Source organism: Cupriavidus sp. 291-E7, assembly GCF_057798835.1.
Genome location: NZ_JBYOJV010000004.1, coordinates 124336 through 141136 on the forward strand (window position 1 = coordinate 124336; position 16801 = coordinate 141136).

Sequence of the window (16801 nt, forward strand, 5' to 3'; positions counted from 1 at the left end):
TTCGGGTCTGTCGTCTACGTAGAATTTCGGGGGTCCACGTGTTTTCCATCATTCAAGCGGCCGGCTGGCCGATCTGGCCGCTTCTGCTCGCCTCGGTCATCGCGCTCGCGCTGATCGTCGAACGCTTCCTTTCCCTCAAGCGCAGCAAGATCCTGCCGCCCAAGTTGTATGAGGAGGCGCTGTCCGCCGCCCAGCAACGCAAGGCCACGCCTGAGGTCGTCAACAATCTGGAAAAGAATTCGCCGCTGGGCCGCGTGCTGGCCGCCGGCCTGCGTCACGTGGTGCTGCAGCCGCAGACCTCGCGCGATGCCGCCAAGGACGTGGTCGAAGAAGCCGGCCGCGCCGTGGCGCACGACCTGGAGCGCTATCTGAACGCGCTCGGCACGATTGCCTCGGTGGCGCCGCTGATGGGGCTGCTGGGCACCGTGATCGGCATGATCGAGATCTTCGGCCACCAGGGTGGCACCGGCGCCAACCCGGAACAGCTGGCGCACGGCATTTCGGTGGCGCTCTACAACACGGCCTTCGGCCTGATCGTGGCGATCCCCGCACTGATCTTCTGGCGTTACTTCCGCCGGCTGGTGGACGACTACGTGGCGGAACTCGAATTCCGCGCCACCGCGTTCCTGGACGCCATCCTGCCGCAGCGGCGGGCCTGACGCGGCCGGGAGCACGCTATGCGTTTCCGTTCCCGCCAGCGGCGAGAGGAGCCGGAGATCAACCTGATCCCGCTCATCGACGTGCTGCTCGTGATCCTGATCTTCCTGATGATCACGACCACCTACTCGCGCTTTACCGAACTGCAGATCCAGCTGCCCACCGCCGATTCCGATCGCGCGCAGCAACATCCGACCGAAATCATCGTATCGGTGTCGGCACGCGGGGTCTATTCCGTCAACAAACAGGTTCTGGAGCAGAAGGACGTCACCAGCCTGGCCGACCAGCTGCGCAGCGCCGCCGGCCCGGCCGGAAGCGGGCCGCAGCCCGTGGTGATCGTCAATGCCGACGCCCAGGCCACGCACCAGGCGGTGATCAACGTGATGGAGGCCGCGCGCGTGGCCGGCCTGTCGCGCCTGACCTTCGCCACGCAAAGCTCGCAGCAACGCTGAGGGCGCTTGCCCTGGGCACGCGGCGCACGGATGGGCGGCAAACTTGCCGCGTGCGCTGCGGAATGCCCATAATGTCTGCATTCGGCGGGTGCCACCCCGTGGTACCTGCCCGCTCCCATCCATTCCTTTCATGCCCACACCCCGACACGCCCTTGCCGACTTCGTCACCGACCAGTGGCAGCGCCGCGGCTGGTTCGCCTGGCTGCTGTGGCCGCTGTCGCTGCTGTTCGGCCTGATCGCGCGCATTCGCCGCCACGGCTATCAGCGCGGCTGGTTCAAGTCCACGCGCCTGCCCATGCCGGTGATCGTGGTGGGCAATGTCACCGTCGGCGGCACCGGCAAGACGCCGGCCGTCATCGCGCTGGCGCATGCCCTGACAGAAGCGGGGCTGCGCCCCGGCGTGGTGTCGCGCGGCTACGGCGTGACGCTCAAGCATCCGCGCCGGGTCAAGCCGACCTCGAAGGCGGTCGACGTCGGCGACGAACCGTTGCTGATCGCGCGCGCCACCGACGTGCCCGTGTGGGTATTCCCCGATCGCGCGCTGTGCGCACAGACGATGCTGATCTCGCATCCGGGCATCAACGTGCTGCTGCTCGACGACGGCCTGCAGCATTACAGGCTGCAGCGCGACTTTGAAATCGTCATGTTCGACAGCCGGATGGGCGGCAACGGCATGCTGCTGCCGGCCGGGCCGCTGCGCGAGCCGCTGAGCCGCCCGCGCGACGCCACGCTGATCAACGACCCGAATTTCAAGGCCACGCCGGACAAGCCCGACGTCTATGGCATGCGGCTCGAACTGGACGACGCCTGGCAGCTCAACGATCCCGCGATGGCACGCCCGGTATCGCAATTCGCCGGCAAGCGCGTGCTCGCTGCCGCGGGTATCGGCAATCCGGAACGGTTCTTTGCAAGCCTGCGCCGCGCGGGTCTGGAGTCGATCGTCACGATGCCGTTGCCGGACCACTACGACTTTGCCGTCGACCCGTTCGCGGACAACGAGGGAGCGCTCCACGCCGACGTGATCCTGATCACCGAGAAGGATGCCGTAAAATGCGAGCGCTTTGACGACCCGAGGATCTGGGTCGTGCCAACCACGCCCGTGATCGATGCGGGCCTGATCGATAAAATCCGCCGCGCCGTGATGGCGCGCAACCCGGCCGTCGCAACGCCCGTCACCACAGGACAATCCGCCGCCATGACGGGTACGACGACCGGTCTCGACAAGGAACACCAGGATGGACAACCGGCTGCTTGAAATCCTCGTCTGCCCGCTGTGCAAGGGCAAGCTGGAATATGACCGCGCCGCCCAGGAACTGATCTGCCACGCAGACAAGCTGGCTTACCCGATCCGCGACGGCATTCCGGTCATGCTGGCCGACGAGGCGCGCCAATCGGTACCCGGCCGCGTGGTACCCGTGGAACCGTCCGGCAACTGAGCCGGCACCAGGCCCCTGCCCCAACGCCCGCGCAAGCATCATGAGCATTCCCGCATTTACCGTCGTCATCCCCGCGCGTCTGGCTTCCACCCGGTTGCCGAACAAACCGCTGGCCGACATCGGCGGACACCCGATGATTGTCCGCGTGGCCGAACGCGCGCATGCGTCGTCGGCCCAGCGCACCGTGGTGGCCACGGACGCGCCCGAGGTGGCGGCCGCCTGCACCGCGCATGGCGTGGAGGCCGTGATCACGCGGGCCGACCATCCTTCGGGCACCGACCGCCTGTCCGAAGTGGCCACGCAACTCGGCCTGAGCGACGATGCCATCGTCGTCAATGTGCAGGGCGACGAGCCGCTGATCGACCCCACGCTGATCGACGAGGTGGCGCTGCACCTGGCCTCGCATCCCGACTGTGCAATCGCCACGGCGGCGCATCCACTGGACGATGTGGCCGAAGTCTTCAATCCCAACGTCGTGAAAGTGGTCTGCGACAACGCGGGCCGCGCGCTGTATTTTTCGCGCGCACCGATCCCCTGGGCACGCGACGCATGGTCCGCCGTGCCGGCGCAACCGGCGGCGGAAGCGCGGGTGCCGATGCCGAACATGCCTGTCCTGCGTCATATCGGGATCTATGCCTATCGCGCCGGCTTTCTGCGCCGTTTTCCGACCCTGGCGATCTCGCCCGTTGAGCAGGTCGAGGCACTGGAGCAGCTGCGCGCGATGTGGCACGGCGAGCGGATTGGCGTAATGGTCACTGCCGCCGCGCCCGCGCCTGGCGTGGATACGCCGGCCGATCTGGAGCGCGCGCGTGCGCTATGGGCGCGGGGCATGGCACAGGACGGCCCCTGAGATCGGGGCGTCGTAGACCGCAGTTTCCCGCTGGAGTTCATACTGCTGCAACCTGGACGAAGGCCGAACCGGCATTGCCCGTGGCATAATGCCTGCCGATACAGAGCCCGCAGCCGTGAAAGGCACGACTGCAAAGGCTCGGTGGGGAGATAGAGATCGAGCCCGCCCGGATGCGCGCCGCTGACCTTCGCAGGACCATGCGACAGGCAGAGGACACCGCGCTTCGGGCACCGCGCATGAGCGGACGCCGGCATATGCCTCGGCCTTCACGTCGAGCGTGGCCGCGCGTAAGTCCCGCGTCAAGTTGCGGCGGTACCCTCCTTCCATACCTCCCGCCAGACCGAATTCAAATACCTTGAGGACCCGTAAATGCGTTTGATCCTGTTGGGCGCGCCTGGCGCCGGCAAAGGCACGCAAGCCAAGTTCATCTGCGAGAAGTTCGGCATTCCGCAAATCTCCACGGGCGACATGCTGCGCGCCGCGGTGAAGGCCGGTACGCCGCTGGGCATCGAAGCCAAGAAAGTGATGGACGCGGGCGGACTGGTGTCGGATGACATCATTATCGGCCTGGTGAAAGACCGTCTTAAGCAGCCCGACTGCGAAAAAGGCTATCTGTTCGACGGTTTCCCGCGCACGATTCCGCAAGCCGAGGCGATGAAGGAAGCCGCCGTGGCCATCGACTACGTGCTGGAAATCGACGTGCCGTTCGACGCCATCATCGAACGCATGAGCGGCCGCCGTGTGCACGTGGCGTCGGGCCGTACCTATCACGTCCGCTACAACCCGCCGAAGGTCGAGAACACCGACGACGAAACGGGTGAGCCGCTGATCCAGCGCGACGACGACAAGGAAGACACCGTCCGCAAGCGTCTGGACGTGTACTCGCAGCAAACGCGTCCGCTGGTCGACTACTACTCCGACTGGGCCGCCAAGGGCGACGCATCGGCCAAGGTTGCACCGCCGCAGTACCGCAAGATTTCCGGTGTGGGCGACGTGGACAAGATCACGGCCAGCGTGTTCGAAGCGCTGAAGTAACGCAGGCGTTCCGCCACACGCGGTCTGAAACGGCTCAGCTTCGGCTGGGCCGTTTTCTTTTGGTCCGCCTGATTGGTGATGATTCGGGTTTCGCCGGCATATGATTTACGTTAACGTAAACGGCATTCAAAGCGGCATTCACGACTAGGAGACAGACGGATGGACATCCAGGGCAACGTATTCATCGTCACGGGCGGCGCTTCGGGCCTGGGCGCGGGCACGGCGCGCATGCTGGCGCAGGCTGGCGGCAAGGTGGTCATTGCCGATCTCAACGATGCCGCCGGCACCGCACTGGCGCAGGAACTGGGCGGCCAGTTCGTCCGGTGCGATGTCAGCTCGGAAGCCGACGGGCAGGCCGCTGTCGATGCCGCCCAGAAGCTTGGCCGCCTGTCGGGCCTGGTCAACTGCGCCGGCATCGCCGTGGCGTCGAAGACTGTCGGCAAGAACGGCCCCCATCCGCTGGACGCCTTCGAGAAAACCATTCGTGTGAACCTGATCGGCACATTCAACATGATCCGGCTGGCTGCGGCAGTCATGGTGCAGAACACGCCCGATGCCGAGGGCGAGCGCGGTGTGATCATCAATACCGCATCGGTGGCGGCGTTCGACGGCCAGATCGGCCAGGCGGCCTATGCGGCATCGAAGGGCGGCGTGGTCGGCATGACGCTTGCCATTGCCCGTGACTTGTCGCGCGATGGCGTACGTTGCATGACGATTGCCCCGGGCCTGTTCGAAACACCGATGCTGCTGGGCATGCCGCAGGAAGTGCAGGACGCGCTGGGCAAGATGGTGCCGTTCCCGCCGCGCCTTGGGCGCCCCGCCGAGTTTGCAAATCTGGCGCAGGCCATCATCGGCAACCCGATGATGAACGGTGAAGTGATTCGGCTCGATGGCGCCATCCGGATGCAGCCGAAATAAGATCGGCCTCGGCGCCTGATCTACCCCGCCGGCAGCAGCATCGCCAGCATCAAACCCGGCGCGGCCGGCGGTACCAGCGTCAACTGTTCGAAATAGACCAGCCCGCGCGCGGGATGATGAAAACCGCGCCGGCCGCCCTGCCGCTCCTCCACATCCTGTGACCGCCAGGCATTGGCAAAGGCCGGGCTGTCCGCCATCAATTGCTCCACCAGCGCGCGCGTAGGCGGGTCTTCCGCGTGCCGCAGGCTGTGCACGCGAAACTCGGCCACGAGCCTTGCGGCACGGTGCGGCCAGTCCTCGACCAGCGCCTGCAACCCGGCTGACAGGAACATCGCCCGCAGCAGATTCCTCTCATCGCTTGCCGCATCGAGCCATCCCACGAACAAGTCAGCAGCTTCGGCATTCCAGGCCAGCGCCGTCCATTGGCGGTCGAGCAGATAGGCGGGCGCGCCAATCGCCTGCACGCTGGCCAGCAGCGCCGGTGGCACAGCCGGTTCCGCGTCGTGCCGAGGCTCGGGCTTGCCGGCCAGCGCAAACAGATACGCCCGTTCGGCACGCGACAGGCGCAGGGCCTGCGCCAGGCTGGCCAGCGCGCGCACGGACATTGCGACCGGGCGGCCTTGCTCCAGCCACGTCACCCAAGTAGCGCTGAGACCGGCCAGTTGCGCCACTTCCTCGCGGCGCAGCCCCGGCGTACGGCGCCGGCGTCCGGGCGGCAAACCGACATCGCCCGGCGCCAGCCGTTCACGATGATTGCGCAGAAAGGCACCGAGCTCGGCTTCGCGCGATGACGCATGCAATGTGGATGGAAGGTGGTCGGCGGGCATGGCTGGTGGCTCTTATACCAGGATAAAACTGTGACTTGTACCGGGAAAACACGACGTCTACAGTACGTGAACCCTAGGGTCCAGCGCAATTCCCTTCACCACCCCCACAAGAACGAGGCACTCTTCATGCAACAGCAGGAACTCGTCGCCGCCCAGTTCGGCGCCACCGCCAATGCCTATCTCACCAGCGCCGTGCACGCCCAGGGCGCGGACCTTGAACAGCTCAAGCAAGCGCTGGCTCACCTGAAGCCGGTATCGCACAGCCGCGTGCTCGATCTGGGCTGCGGCGCCGGCCATGCCAGCTTTGCCGCGGCAACGGTTGCCAACGAAGTGGTGGCTTACGACCTGTCGACGGAAATGCTCGATGTCGTCGCCGGTGCCGCCAGGGAGCGCGGGTTGAACAACCTGACGACCCGGCAAGGCGCGGCCGAAAGCCTGCCTTTTGCCGACGCCAGCTTCTGCGCCGTGGTCTCGCGCATGAGCGCCCACCACTGGCGCGACGTGCCCGCCGCGCTGCGCGAGATCCGCCGCGTGGTGAAACCGAACGGCAAAGTGTTGTTGATCGACATCGTCGGTGCTGAAGACCCGCTTTGCGATACCTGGCTGCAATCCGTCGAGCTGCTGCGCGATCCATCGCACATCCGGGACTACACGCCGGCGGCCTGGGCACAAATGTTCGAGGCGGCGGGTTTCAGCGTGGAGGCTTCGCCGGTGTGGCGGATCGAGATCGAATTCCAGAGCTGGGTCACGCGGATGCGCACGCCCGAGGTGGCCCAGGCCGCGATCCGTCATCTCTGGGACAAGGCGCCCGGTGAAGTGCGTGACCGCTATCGCGTGCAGGCCGATGGCAGCTTTGCACTGGAAGCGGCATTGTTCACCGCCTCCCCTTCCACGCGCTGATCAGAACGTCACTGCTTCGGCGGGAATCGGCAAGGTCTGGACCATATGCCAGACCGCCGCGGCGGCCGGTGACAACGACCGGTCTTCGCGGCGAACCATGACGATGCTGCGCTCTTCGCGTGGCGTCAGCGGCTTTGACACCAGCGGCGAGGCTTCCGGCAGCGGTAGCGAAAACGACGGCAGCACCGACGCGCCAATCCCGGCTTCCACCATCCCGAACACGCTGGCCGAGTGGCCCAGTTCCTGCACCACCTGCGGCGCCACGCCGTGGCGCGCCAGAATGCGGTCGATCAACGGCCGACTCCCCGACGCGAAGTCCAGCAATACCAGCCGTTCGCCATGCAGCGCGCTCCACGGCACCGATTCGGCATTCGCCAGCGGATGATCGCGCCGGCAGACAAAGCAGAACGGGTCGGTCGCCAGCGGCGCGATGGTCAGCCCTTCCCGCGCGAGCGGATCGATCAATACACCGAAGTCCACCGCACCCGCGCGAATCTGCTCCAGGCCGTCAGCCTGTACGTTGTCGCGCACAAACAACCGGATCTCCGGGTACTGGCTTGCGCAGGCCGCGACATACATCGGCATCAGCCGCGCCGAAATCGTCGGGGCACTCGCTATCACAACTCTTCCGCGATAGCGCTCACCTAACTGCCGGGTCTCTTCCAGCGTGTCGTCAAGCTGGCCCAAAAGTCGCTCCAGTGCCGGCACCAATGCGGTACCGGCATCGGTAAGCACCACTTCGCGCGTGGTGCGATCCAGCAGCCGGACGCCCAGGGCCTCTTCCAGCTCCGCCACACCGCGACTGACGGCGGGTTGTGTGAGGCCGACGGCATCCGCCGCCCGGCTGAAACTACCGTGCGCCGCTACCGCCAGAAAGACCCGCAACTGCCGCAGTGTGTAATTCATGCAACGAAGAGATATATGGATGAAATAAATGAATTTGCATTCTAAGCAAGACAAGCGTCCAATACCAAGCGGAAACCCTTACGCACTATCCCCGATGCCTGCCATCCTTGCCCCTTTCAAGAAAGCCTACGATCTGATCGACGGCTTTGTCCTGATCATGCTGTGCGCCATTGCCCTGGCGCTGATTGCGCCCGATATCGGCGCCGGTGACGGCCCGCTGCATCTGGGCATCGTGACCAGCCTCGGTGTCGCGCTCGTGTTTTTTCTGCACGGCGCCGCATTGTCGCGTGACAAACTCGTAGCCGGTGCCAAGCACTGGCGCCTGCATGCATTCGTGCAGTCATTCACCTACATCGTGTTCCCGATTGTGGGTGCACTGCTGATGCTGTCGCTGCGCAACACACTGCCGCCCGAACTGCTACTTGGCGTGTTCTATCTGTGCGCGCTGCCATCCACGGTGTCGTCGTCCGTAGCCATGACGTCGATGGCGCGCGGCAACGTGCCTGGTGCCATTTTCAACGCGACGGTCTCGGGCCTGATCGGCATGGCACTGACGCCGCTGCTGATGGGTCTGGTGATCAGCGCCAGCGGCGCGTCGATGCCGCTGGGCCGTGCGTTGACGGGCGTGGCGCTGCAACTGCTGCTGCCATTCGCGCTGGGACAGGCGTTCCGTCCGCTGATCGGCAACTGGCTGGCCAAGAAGAAGCAGATCACGAACAAGATCGACCGCGGCGTGATCGTGCTGATCGTCTATTCGTCGTTCTGTGATGCAACGGCCGCGGGCCTGTGGCACCAGTATTCGTGGCAGACCATTGGCGCCGTGATGGGCATCGCCGCCGTGCTGCTGTTCGTGATCCTGGGCACCACCACGTTCACCGCGCGCCGCCTGGGCTTCTCGGTGGAAGATGAAATCACTGCGGTGTTCTGCGGCTCGAAGAAGAGTCTGGCCAACGGCATCCCGATGGCGAAGATCCTGTTTGCCGGCCACCCGGCGCTGGGTCTTCTGGTGCTGCCGCTGATGGTTTATCACCAGCTGCAACTGATCGTCTGCTCGGTGATTGCCGCGCGCTATGCCAGCCGTGACGATCTGAAGGAAGAGCGCAACGCCGTGCGCGCATGATGGCGGATTGCCTGCTCCATTGAAAAACGGCGCCTCGGCGCCGTTTTTTATTGTGCTGCGAATGTAAAACCTACACCGACGGATTCTTCGACAGCGGCGGATTCTTGGCAAAGTACGCCTTGATGCCGCGCAGGATCGCGTTGGCAAGCTGCTCCTGATGCGCGTCGTCATTGAGCTTGCGTTCTTCCTCCGGATTGGAGATGAACGCGGTCTCGATCAGGATGGACGGAATGTCAGGCGCCTTCAGCACGGCAAACCCGGCCTGCTCGACACTGCCCTTGTGGAGTTTGTTGATGCCGCCGATTTCCGTCAGCACCGACTTGCCCACCTGCATGCTGTCGTTGATCTGCGCGGTGGTGGACAGGTCCAGCAGCACGCGCGACACCTGGGCGTCCTTGTTGCCCATATTGGTGCCACCGATCAGATCGGCATTGTTTTCCTTGTTGGCCAGCCAGCGCGCGGCCGAACTCGACGCGCCACGCTCGGACAGCGCGAACACCGATGCCCCGCGCGCCTCTGGTGATACGAAGGCATCAGCGTGGATCGATACAAACAGGTCCGCCTGCACGCGGCGCGCCTTCTGCACGCGCACGTTCAGCGGCACGAAGAAGTCCGAATCGCGCGTCATCATCGCGCGCATATTCGGTTCCGAATCGATCTTCTTGCGCAGGCGCGTGGCGATCTGCAGCACCACGTCCTTCTCGCGTGAGCCGGCCGCGCCAATGGCGCCCGGGTCTTCGCCGCCATGACCGGGGTCGAGCGCCACGGTCAACAGCCGGCGCATCTTGAACTGGCTTGGCGGCGGCACATTGGTCTGCGCAATCGGCGGCGGCACGGGCGGAGCAGCCGGCTTGTCCGGCACTGACGGCCTGGGCTTCACAACCGCCACGGCAGGCGGCAGCGCGGTGGTAGCCGGCGGCAGTTGGTCGCGGTCTTCGAACTTGCGCACGATGGCGCCGATTGCATCCTCTTCAGCACCGGCGGGCGCACCGGCTACCGCCGAATCGCTACCGGCAGGCGGCGGATTGGAGGCAAAGCGGCGCTGCTTGTCTTCGGTTTCGCGTACGAGCTTCCAGAGCGGATCGGGCGGATTGACCGGATACAGGTCGAACACGAGCCGGTTCTTGTATTCGGCAATCGGCAGCAGCGTGAAGACCTGCGGGGAAACGTCTTCCTTGAGATCGAACACCATCCGCACCACGCGCGGCCGGTTCTGGCCCACGCGCACCGACTGGATATACGGGTCGTTGGGGGTGATCTTGGCCACCAGTTCGCGCAGTGTCGGCGACAGGTCAAGGCCATCGATGTCCACGACCAGGCGATCCGGGTTGCGGATCATCTGATGCACGGCCACCAGTTTCTCGTCGGATTCGATCGTGACGCGGGTGTAATCCTCGGCGGGCCAGACACGCACGGCCACGATGCCCGCGCCGAACGCGATCTGCGGACCAGCGAGCGACAAGACTACCGTCCCGGCGCTGACTTTCAGGGCCTGCGCCATCCATTTGCGGCGGGCCTGCAGCAGTCCGTCGGGTCCATCGGGTCGGTCAGTGGCGAGTCGCTTGATCAGCATGCGTTCAGCAGGATAAGTCCAGTGGGAGTATAGGCGCGCAATATTGCCATGCGGCGATCGACGCCATCGCCCGCCTCTATATCGGCGGATTGTGGCACGCGATTGTCCGATTGGAGCAACACGTGCAGGTCGGGTTCCCCTAGCAGGCGCCCGGCCTTCTCGGGCCACTCCACCAGATTGAACGCCGGCTCGGCAAAACAATCCCGGAAACCGGCATCGATCCACTCCTCGGGATCGGCAAACCGGTATAGGTCGAAGTGATACACGGTCAGCGCCGAACCATCGGCACGCTTCACGTCATACGGTTCGCACAGCGTGTAGGTGGGGCTGCGGACCTTGCCCGCGTGGCCCAGCGCGCGCAGCACGGCGCGCGACAGCGTAGTCTTGCCCGCGCCAAGGTCTCCGGATAGCTGCACATGTACCGTGCGCGGCGGCATCTCGCGCACCGCGCCGGCCAGTGCGGCGCCAAACCGTTCGGTGGCGGCTTCGTCGGGCAGCGGCAGGATGCGTTCTTCAAGCAGGGGCATTGCGTACAATTCAGGGATGATCGACCGTGCAGTGCCCACCCCTTCCCCCGCAAATAGCGGAAACAGCCCCGCAAGAGACCTGGTTCCGGCGCCCGCCGCGTCCGCTTCCGCAGTGACGGAGGCGGAGCTGGCGTCGCTGGCGGCCGCATTGCGCGACTGGGGGCGCGAGCTCGGATTCGATGAACTCCGCATTGCCGATGTCGATCTGCGGCACGCCGAGGCGGGCTTGCTGGCGTGGTTGCAGGCGGGCTACCACGGCGACATGGATTATATGGCCAACCACGGCACAAAGCGCGCGCGGCCGCATGAACTGGTGCCTGGCACGGTACGCGCCATCGTCGCGCGCATGCCTTACCTGCCCGCCGATGGCCCGGACAACTGGCGCCGCCATGAACTGGCACGGCTCGACGATCCCGCCACGGCTGTGATCTCGCTCTACGCCCGTGGGCGCGACTATCACAAGGTATTGCGCAACCGCCTGCAGCAGCTGGCAGCGCGCATCGAAACGGAAATCGGAAGATTCGGCTATCGCGTGTTCACCGATTCGGCACCGGTCATGGAGGTGGCGCTGGCCAGCCAGGGCGGACTGGGCTGGCGCGGCAAGCATACGTTGCTGCTCGACCGCGCCGGCGGGTCGATGTTCTTTCTGGGAGAAATCCTAGTCGATATCCCGCTGCCGGCCGACCCCGCGGAGGCGCCCCACTGCGGCAATTGCCGCCGCTGCATCGACATCTGCCCCACCGGCGCCATCCTGGAACCGTATCGGCTGGACGCGCGCCGCTGCATTTCCTACCTGACGATCGAGCACAAGGGCGCGATTCCCGAACCATTGCGCGCGCCGATGGGCAATCGCGTCTATGGCTGCGACGACTGCCAGCTTGCCTGCCCGTGGAACAAGTTCGCGCACCGCGCCACCCTGCCGGATTTCGACGTCCGCAACGGCTTCGACACGCCCGACATGGTCGAACTGTTCTGCTGGACCGAAGCCGAGTTCAACCAGCGGCTCGAAGGCAGCCCGATCCGGCGCATCGGCCATGAACGCTGGCTGCGCAATCTGGCGGTGGGGCTGGGCAACAGCCTGCGCGTGGCATCGGCCGACGACCCCGCGCTCGCCGCGCGCATCCGCGCCGCGCTGCTGGCGCAACGTGACACGGCCACGCCGTTGGTGCGCGAGCATATCGAATGGGCGCTTGCCCAGGACACAGCAACGGGAAACTAACTGACCAGCGATAGCCAGATTGGCGTGGTGACGACTGCCGCCACCGTCATCGCCGAAATGGTGGCCGCCACCATCGGCCCGTTGCCACCCATGCGCACGGCCAGGATGTACGCGCTCGATGCCGTCGGCAGCGCCGCATAGACGACCACGATCTCGTATTGCAGCGTGGTCAACGGCAAGTGACGCCCGGCCACCCATGCAAAACATGGCATGGCCAGCAGCTTCACCACGCTCCACCACGCCATCGGCCCCACTGCCCCCGTGGCGCCGCTCATCTGCAGGCCAGCGCCCACGGTCATCAGGCCCAGCGCGGTAGACGCCGATCCCAGCCGGCCCAGCGTCATGCCGACAACCTCGGGCGGATGCAGGCCCATCAGATTCGTGGCCAGCCCGATGGCCGTCGCCAGGATCAGCGGATTGCGCGCCAGTTCACGCAGCAGCCTGGCTTCCCCATGCCGCGCCAGGGCCCAGACGGCCACCACGTTACAGACCGGCACCGTGATACCCACGATCAGCGCCATCAGCGCCAGCCCTTCGCCGCCGCCGATGCGCGAAGCCAGGGCCAGCCCGATATAGGAATTGAAGCGGAATGCGGTCTGGAAGCCTGACGCAAAGTCGACCGGGTCCGGCCGCAGCACGAACCTGACCAGGAAACCGGTGACCATGCCAAACGCCATCGTGGCGAGTGCCAGGCCCAGCATGGCCGAGGTCGACGAGAAATCGAACCTGGCGCTGTTGGTGGATTGCAACAGCAGCGCGGGGAACAGGACGAAATAGACCAGCCGTTCCACGCCAGCCCAGAAAGTGCGGTCAAAGGAGGTAAATCGAACCAGCAGCCAACCGATAAGAATCAGGCTGAAGTCCGGCACCAGCAGCAGGGCGGCAGACATGTCTCAGATGCTTTGTAGTTATCGTCGTGCTCGACGGCAGGCTTCGTCAAAAGTGAAGCCTAGGGCAGATACGGATGGGTATTTTTTCAGAATTCCTGCACGATGGCACGCTGAATTTCGCCTTGCCTACGGTTTTGCAACCGCCTGTCGCACCATGAAGTCCGAGCAGTATTCGTCCCGCCGAGCCACACTTTCCCGCCGCCTTGCCGTTTCGCTGTGCGCGACGCTGGCGTTCGGCCTGCTGTTGCCGTCGGTATCGGCAATGGAGATCGACGGTGTGCGCTTCGACGACATCGCGCGGCTCGGCGGCAAGCAGTTGCCGCTCAACGGCACCGGGCTGCGGCAGGTATTCGTGATCAAGGGCTATGCGGCGGCGCTGTACCTGCCCGAGCGGGCGCGCAATGCCACCGTGGTGCTGGGGTCGCCGGGGCCGAAGCGGCTGCAGATCCGGCCGCTGCGCGAGGTGGAATCGGCCCAGTTCGTGAAGGCTCTCAACGAAGGGCTGCGCGAAAACCATTCCGAACTGCAGATGCAACTGCTGTCGGACCGCGTGTCGCTGCTGGAGCGCACGATGACCCAACTGGGCACGGCGCAGCGCGGCGACATCATCAATTTCGATTTCACGCCCGATGGCGGCACTGCCGTAACGCTCAACGGCATTCCACGCGGCCAGGCCATTCCGGGCGAGGATTTCTACCAGGCCGTGTTGCGTATCTTCCTGGGCGAACACCCGGTGGACCGCAACCTCAAGCGCGGCCTGCTGGGCGGCTGATTCAAGCACGCTGGCGCCATCGCAATCCGCGGCGCCGGTGATTCATGACCTCCCCGGGCGACCTGCCCGGCTTTTACGACGGGAGACCCTCATCCATGCAAGCTGTTAAGACCGCACTGACCCTGGCCATCGCGGCCGCCGCGTCCGTGGCATCGATTGCGCACGCGCAAAGCACCTATCCGACCAAGCCGATCCGCCTGATCATTCCATTTGCCCCGGGCGGCACGACCGACATCGTCGGCCGTGGCGTGGCGGATCAGATGAGCCGCATCCTGGGCCAGCCCGTGGTGGTGGAAAACCGCGCCGGTGGCGGCGGCTCGATCGGCGCCGACGCCATCGCCAAGTCGGCACCGGACGGCTACACGATCGGCATCTCGACCGTGTCGACGATGGCCGTCAACCCGGCCTGCAACCCGAAGCTGTCGTACGACCCGATCAAGGACTTCAAGCCCATCGCCAACGTGGCGAACGTGGCCAACGTGATCGCCGTGAACCCGAACTTCCCGGCCAAGGACTACAAGGAATTCCTGGCCGTGCTGAAGGCCAATCCGGGCAAGTATTCGTACGCATCGTCGGGCACCTGCGGCTTCGGCCATATGCTCGGCGAGCAGTTCAAGGTGTCGACCAAGACCTTCATGGTTCACATCCCGTATCGTGGCGCGGGTCCGGCACTGAACGACGTGCTGGCCGGCCAGGTGCCGATCATGGTCGACAACCTGCCTTCGTCGATGCCTTACATCAAGGCCGGCAAGCTGCGCCCGATCGTGGTGGCCTGGAACAAGCGCGTGGAAGGTCTGCCCAACGTGCCGACCTTCGGCGAAATGGGCCTGAAGGAGCCGAACGACCCGGCCTGGTACGGCCTGGTGGCACCGGCCGGCACGCCTGACGACGTCATCGCCAAGCTGAACGGCGCGGTGGTCAAGGCGCTGCAGGACAAGGGTTTCGCGGACCGCCTGCAAGCGGCCGGCGCCGAGCCGTCGGGCAACACCCCGGCCCAGCACGCCGCCGAAATCAAGAAGGAATTCGACAAGATGAAGAACCTGGTCAAGGTTCAGAACATCAAGCTGGAACAGTAATCCGGTTGCAATACCAGGGGTGTTCTCCCCTCTCCCGCCATGCGGGCGAGGGGGGCGGCAAAGGGCAAGCGCCCGATCTTCCAGACACCTTTCCACAAGGACCACCCATTCCGGTGGTCCTTTTTGTTTTTTGGTGTGTGCCTCGCGGCAAACGCGGCCGGCACCCTCCCCCCCACGCGGGAGCGGGGAGAAAACCACCGGTGTGCCCGGCAAATCGGCATAAAATTCAGGCTTGCCACCTGAATCGCCAATCACCATGCAACGTCCCTTCGATGCCGTCCTGCCCGCGCCATTCGGCAAGGTCGGCGTACGTGTCGATGGCGCGCGAATCCACGAGATCGTCTACCTGCCCGATTCCTTCGCGGAAATTGCCCCGGCGGACGCGCTGACGCAGCGCGTGGCCGAGCAGCTTGCGGCCTATTACGCCGATCCCGATATCGCCTTCGACCTGCCGCTGGCCACACGCGGCACCGACTTCCAGCGCAAGGTCTGGGATGCAATCTCCGCCGTCCCGCGCGGCGGCCTGACCACCTACGGCACCATCGCCAGATCGCTGCAGAGCATGCCGCGCGCGGTGGGCCAGGCCTGCGGGCAGAACTGGTTTCCGATTGTGATTCCGTGCCACCGCGTGGTGGCCGCCAACGGTCTTGGCGGCTTCGCCCATCATGGCGAGGAGGGTTTCCATCTGGGCGTCAAACGCTGGCTGCTGCGGCATGAGGGAGCGATGCTTATATGACCGCGACGCTGGACCAGGACCTGACGCTCATCGATCGATTCTGCGACGCGTTGTGGCTGGAAGACGGCCTCTCGCGCAATACCATCGACGCCTATCGGCGCGACCTGGCGCTGCTGGCGCGCTGGCTGCATGAAAGCGAAACCTGCGCGCTGCTGGCCGTCGACGATACGGCGCTCTCCGGCTACTTCGCGGCGCGCCATCCGGAAACGCGCGCGTCGTCCGCCAATCGGCGCCTGACGGTATTTCGCCGCTTCTACCAATGGGCATTGCGCGAGCACATGATCGAGGCCGATCCCTGCCTGCTGCTGCGCCCGGCCAAGCAACCACCGCGCTTTCCGAAGACCTTGTCCGAAGCACAGATCGAGGCGCTGCTCGACGCGCCCGACACCGAAACGCCGCTGGGCCTGCGCGACCGCACGATGCTCGAACTCATGTACGCAAGCGGCCTGCGCGTGTCCGAGCTGACGAACATGAAGACGATCGAGATCGGTCTCAACGAAGGCGTGGCGCGTGTGGTCGGCGGCAAGGGCAACAAGGAGCGGCTGGTGCCGTTCGGTGCGCAGGCCGGAGACTGGCTGCGCCAGTATCTGGCCGATGGCCGCCCCGCGCTGCTGGCCGGCCGCGCATGCGACGAACTGTTCGTCACGCAGCGCGGCGAAGGCATGACGCGCCAGACGTTCTGGCACCTGATCAAGAAGCATGCGCGCGACGCCGGCATCCACGCCCCGCTCTCGCCGCACACGCTGCGGCATGCATTTGCCACGCACTTGCTCAATCACGGCGCCGACCTGCGCGTGGTGCAGCTACTGCTGGGCCACGCCGATATTTCCACGACGCAGATCTACACGCACGTGGCGCGCGAGCGCCTGCGCGAGCTGCATCTGCATCACCACCCACGCGGTTGACC

The 16801-nt window shown here is 65.2% G+C and carries 19 protein-coding genes; 14 read left to right on the plus strand and 5 right to left on the minus strand.

The annotated features are described in order from the left end of the window. Positions 1-38 precede the first annotated feature (38 nt). From AC3FLX_RS09145 to AC3FLX_RS09175, 7 genes are all read left to right on the plus strand, one after another. A complete protein-coding gene (locus AC3FLX_RS09145; RefSeq protein ID WP_488695811.1) occupies positions 39-659 on the plus strand; it encodes a MotA/TolQ/ExbB proton channel family protein in 621 nt (206 codons plus the stop codon). An 18-nt stretch (positions 660-677) separates the two neighbouring features. Continuing rightward, the gene (locus tag AC3FLX_RS09150) at positions 678-1109 is read left to right on the plus strand and encodes an ExbD/TolR family protein (protein ID WP_488695813.1); all 432 of its coding nucleotides are present in this window, start codon (positions 678-680) and stop codon (positions 1107-1109) included. Between the two features lie 130 nt (positions 1110-1239). Continuing rightward, positions 1240-2364 carry a tetraacyldisaccharide 4'-kinase gene (lpxK, locus tag AC3FLX_RS09155; RefSeq protein WP_488695815.1) on the plus strand — a complete coding sequence of 375 codons (1125 nt, stop codon included), beginning with the start codon at positions 1240-1242 and terminating at the stop codon, positions 2362-2364. Beyond that, positions 2345-2545, plus strand: coding sequence for a Trm112 family protein (locus tag AC3FLX_RS09160; protein ID WP_101680194.1), 201 nt, complete (start codon positions 2345-2347; stop codon positions 2543-2545). Before lpxK ends, AC3FLX_RS09160 begins: the two co-directional genes overlap by 20 nt. 40 nt (positions 2546-2585) lie before the next feature. Beyond that, on the plus strand, positions 2586-3395 hold the full coding sequence (kdsB, locus tag AC3FLX_RS09165; RefSeq protein WP_488695818.1) for a 3-deoxy-manno-octulosonate cytidylyltransferase: 810 nt from the start codon (positions 2586-2588) through the stop codon (positions 3393-3395). A 369-nt stretch (positions 3396-3764) separates the two neighbouring features. Next, on the plus strand, positions 3765-4430 hold the full coding sequence (gene adk / locus AC3FLX_RS09170; protein ID WP_488695820.1) for an adenylate kinase: 666 nt from the start codon (positions 3765-3767) through the stop codon (positions 4428-4430). A gap of 159 nt (positions 4431-4589) precedes the next feature. Next, positions 4590-5348, plus strand: a complete 759-nt coding sequence (locus AC3FLX_RS09175; protein ID WP_488695822.1) for a 3-hydroxyacyl-CoA dehydrogenase — start codon at positions 4590-4592, stop codon at positions 5346-5348. Positions 5349-5368: 20 nt separating this feature from the next. Here the strand turns inward: AC3FLX_RS09175 and AC3FLX_RS09180 are convergent, their stop codons facing one another. Then, positions 5369-6175: a helix-turn-helix transcriptional regulator gene (locus tag AC3FLX_RS09180; RefSeq protein WP_488695824.1), complete on the minus strand. Its 807-nt coding sequence runs from the start codon at positions 6173-6175 to the stop codon at positions 5369-5371. 126 nt (positions 6176-6301) lie between these two features. Here AC3FLX_RS09180 and AC3FLX_RS09185 point away from each other — a divergent pair, with 126 nt between their 5' ends. Beyond that, entirely contained in the window at positions 6302-7075 is a 774-nt protein-coding gene (locus AC3FLX_RS09185; protein WP_488695825.1) for a class I SAM-dependent methyltransferase, read from the plus strand. On the opposite strand, the gene AC3FLX_RS09190 is transcribed toward AC3FLX_RS09185, so the two are convergent. Further along, the gene (locus AC3FLX_RS09190; protein ID WP_488695826.1) at positions 7076-7981 is read right to left on the minus strand and encodes a LysR family transcriptional regulator; all 906 of its coding nucleotides are present in this window, start codon (positions 7979-7981) and stop codon (positions 7076-7078) included. Between the two features lie 94 nt (positions 7982-8075). Between AC3FLX_RS09190 and AC3FLX_RS09195 the strand changes: the two genes are divergently transcribed. Beyond that, positions 8076-9101, plus strand: coding sequence for a bile acid:sodium symporter family protein (locus AC3FLX_RS09195; RefSeq protein ID WP_488695828.1), 1026 nt, complete (start codon positions 8076-8078; stop codon positions 9099-9101). A gap of 70 nt (positions 9102-9171) precedes the next feature. On the opposite strand, the gene AC3FLX_RS09200 is transcribed toward AC3FLX_RS09195, so the two are convergent. Continuing rightward, positions 9172-10674: an N-acetylmuramoyl-L-alanine amidase gene (locus tag AC3FLX_RS09200; protein WP_488695830.1), complete on the minus strand. Its 1503-nt coding sequence runs from the start codon at positions 10672-10674 to the stop codon at positions 9172-9174. Then, on the minus strand, positions 10668-11201 hold the full coding sequence (gene tsaE / locus AC3FLX_RS09205; protein ID WP_488695832.1) for a tRNA (adenosine(37)-N6)-threonylcarbamoyltransferase complex ATPase subunit type 1 TsaE: 534 nt from the start codon (positions 11199-11201) through the stop codon (positions 10668-10670). The genes AC3FLX_RS09200 and tsaE overlap by 7 nt, the downstream gene beginning before the upstream one ends. A 16-nt stretch (positions 11202-11217) precedes the next feature. On the opposite strand from tsaE, the gene queG reads away from it, so the two are divergent. Then, positions 11218-12420, plus strand: coding sequence for a tRNA epoxyqueuosine(34) reductase QueG (gene queG, locus AC3FLX_RS09210; protein WP_488695834.1), 1203 nt, complete (start codon positions 11218-11220; stop codon positions 12418-12420). On the opposite strand, the gene AC3FLX_RS09215 is transcribed toward queG, so the two are convergent. Further along, a complete protein-coding gene (locus tag AC3FLX_RS09215; protein WP_488695836.1) occupies positions 12417-13310 on the minus strand; it encodes an AEC family transporter in 894 nt (297 codons plus the stop codon). The genes queG and AC3FLX_RS09215 overlap by 4 nt on opposite strands. Positions 13311-13464: 154 nt before the next feature. Here AC3FLX_RS09215 and AC3FLX_RS09220 point away from each other — a divergent pair, with 154 nt between their 5' ends. From AC3FLX_RS09220 to xerD, 4 genes are all read left to right on the plus strand, one after another. Beyond that, positions 13465-14082 (plus strand): chalcone isomerase family protein, encoded by a 618-nt coding sequence (locus tag AC3FLX_RS09220; protein WP_488695838.1) that lies wholly within the window; start codon positions 13465-13467, stop codon positions 14080-14082. A gap of 95 nt (positions 14083-14177) precedes the next feature. Further along, positions 14178-15158 carry a tripartite tricarboxylate transporter substrate binding protein BugE gene (locus AC3FLX_RS09225; RefSeq protein WP_488695839.1) on the plus strand — a complete coding sequence of 327 codons (981 nt, stop codon included), beginning with the start codon at positions 14178-14180 and terminating at the stop codon, positions 15156-15158. A gap of 256 nt (positions 15159-15414) precedes the next feature. Next, positions 15415-15894 carry a methylated-DNA--[protein]-cysteine S-methyltransferase gene (locus tag AC3FLX_RS09230; protein WP_488695840.1) on the plus strand — a complete coding sequence of 160 codons (480 nt, stop codon included), beginning with the start codon at positions 15415-15417 and terminating at the stop codon, positions 15892-15894. Further along, complete coding sequence (gene xerD, locus AC3FLX_RS09235; RefSeq protein ID WP_488695842.1) at positions 15891-16799, plus strand: site-specific tyrosine recombinase XerD; 909 nt, start codon at positions 15891-15893, stop codon at positions 16797-16799. Before AC3FLX_RS09230 ends, xerD begins: the two co-directional genes overlap by 4 nt. Positions 16800-16801: the final 2 nt, after the last annotated feature.

Excerpts from the sequence above, each read along its gene's own strand:
- AC3FLX_RS09175 (WP_488695822.1), top strand. The coding sequence starts at position 4,590 with ATGGACATCCAGGGCAACGTATTCATCGTCACGGGCGGCGCTTCGGGC.
- AC3FLX_RS09230 (WP_488695840.1), top strand. The coding sequence starts at position 15,415 with ATGCAACGTCCCTTCGATGCCGTCCTGCCCGCGCCATTCGGCAAGGTC.
- AC3FLX_RS09220 (WP_488695838.1), top strand. The coding sequence starts at position 13,465 with ATGAAGTCCGAGCAGTATTCGTCCCGCCGAGCCACACTTTCCCGCCGC.
- AC3FLX_RS09185 (WP_488695825.1), top strand. The coding sequence starts at position 6,302 with ATGCAACAGCAGGAACTCGTCGCCGCCCAGTTCGGCGCCACCGCCAAT.
- AC3FLX_RS09195 (WP_488695828.1), top strand. The coding sequence starts at position 8,076 with ATGCCTGCCATCCTTGCCCCTTTCAAGAAAGCCTACGATCTGATCGAC.
- AC3FLX_RS09150 (WP_488695813.1), top strand. The coding sequence starts at position 678 with ATGCGTTTCCGTTCCCGCCAGCGGCGAGAGGAGCCGGAGATCAACCTG.
- AC3FLX_RS09160 (WP_101680194.1), top strand. The coding sequence starts at position 2,345 with ATGGACAACCGGCTGCTTGAAATCCTCGTCTGCCCGCTGTGCAAGGGC.
- AC3FLX_RS09225 (WP_488695839.1), top strand. The coding sequence starts at position 14,178 with ATGCAAGCTGTTAAGACCGCACTGACCCTGGCCATCGCGGCCGCCGCG.
- xerD (WP_488695842.1), top strand. The coding sequence starts at position 15,891 with ATGACCGCGACGCTGGACCAGGACCTGACGCTCATCGATCGATTCTGC.
- adk (WP_488695820.1), top strand. The coding sequence starts at position 3,765 with ATGCGTTTGATCCTGTTGGGCGCGCCTGGCGCCGGCAAAGGCACGCAA.
- tsaE (WP_488695832.1), bottom strand. The coding sequence starts at position 11,201 with ATGCCCCTGCTTGAAGAACGCATCCTGCCGCTGCCCGACGAAGCCGCC.
- lpxK (WP_488695815.1), top strand. The coding sequence starts at position 1,240 with ATGCCCACACCCCGACACGCCCTTGCCGACTTCGTCACCGACCAGTGG.
- AC3FLX_RS09180 (WP_488695824.1), bottom strand. The coding sequence starts at position 6,175 with ATGCCCGCCGACCACCTTCCATCCACATTGCATGCGTCATCGCGCGAA.
- AC3FLX_RS09215 (WP_488695836.1), bottom strand. The coding sequence starts at position 13,310 with ATGTCTGCCGCCCTGCTGCTGGTGCCGGACTTCAGCCTGATTCTTATC.
- AC3FLX_RS09200 (WP_488695830.1), bottom strand. The coding sequence starts at position 10,674 with ATGCTGATCAAGCGACTCGCCACTGACCGACCCGATGGACCCGACGGA.
- queG (WP_488695834.1), top strand. The coding sequence starts at position 11,218 with ATGATCGACCGTGCAGTGCCCACCCCTTCCCCCGCAAATAGCGGAAAC.
- kdsB (WP_488695818.1), top strand. The coding sequence starts at position 2,586 with ATGAGCATTCCCGCATTTACCGTCGTCATCCCCGCGCGTCTGGCTTCC.
- AC3FLX_RS09190 (WP_488695826.1), bottom strand. The coding sequence starts at position 7,981 with ATGAATTACACACTGCGGCAGTTGCGGGTCTTTCTGGCGGTAGCGGCG.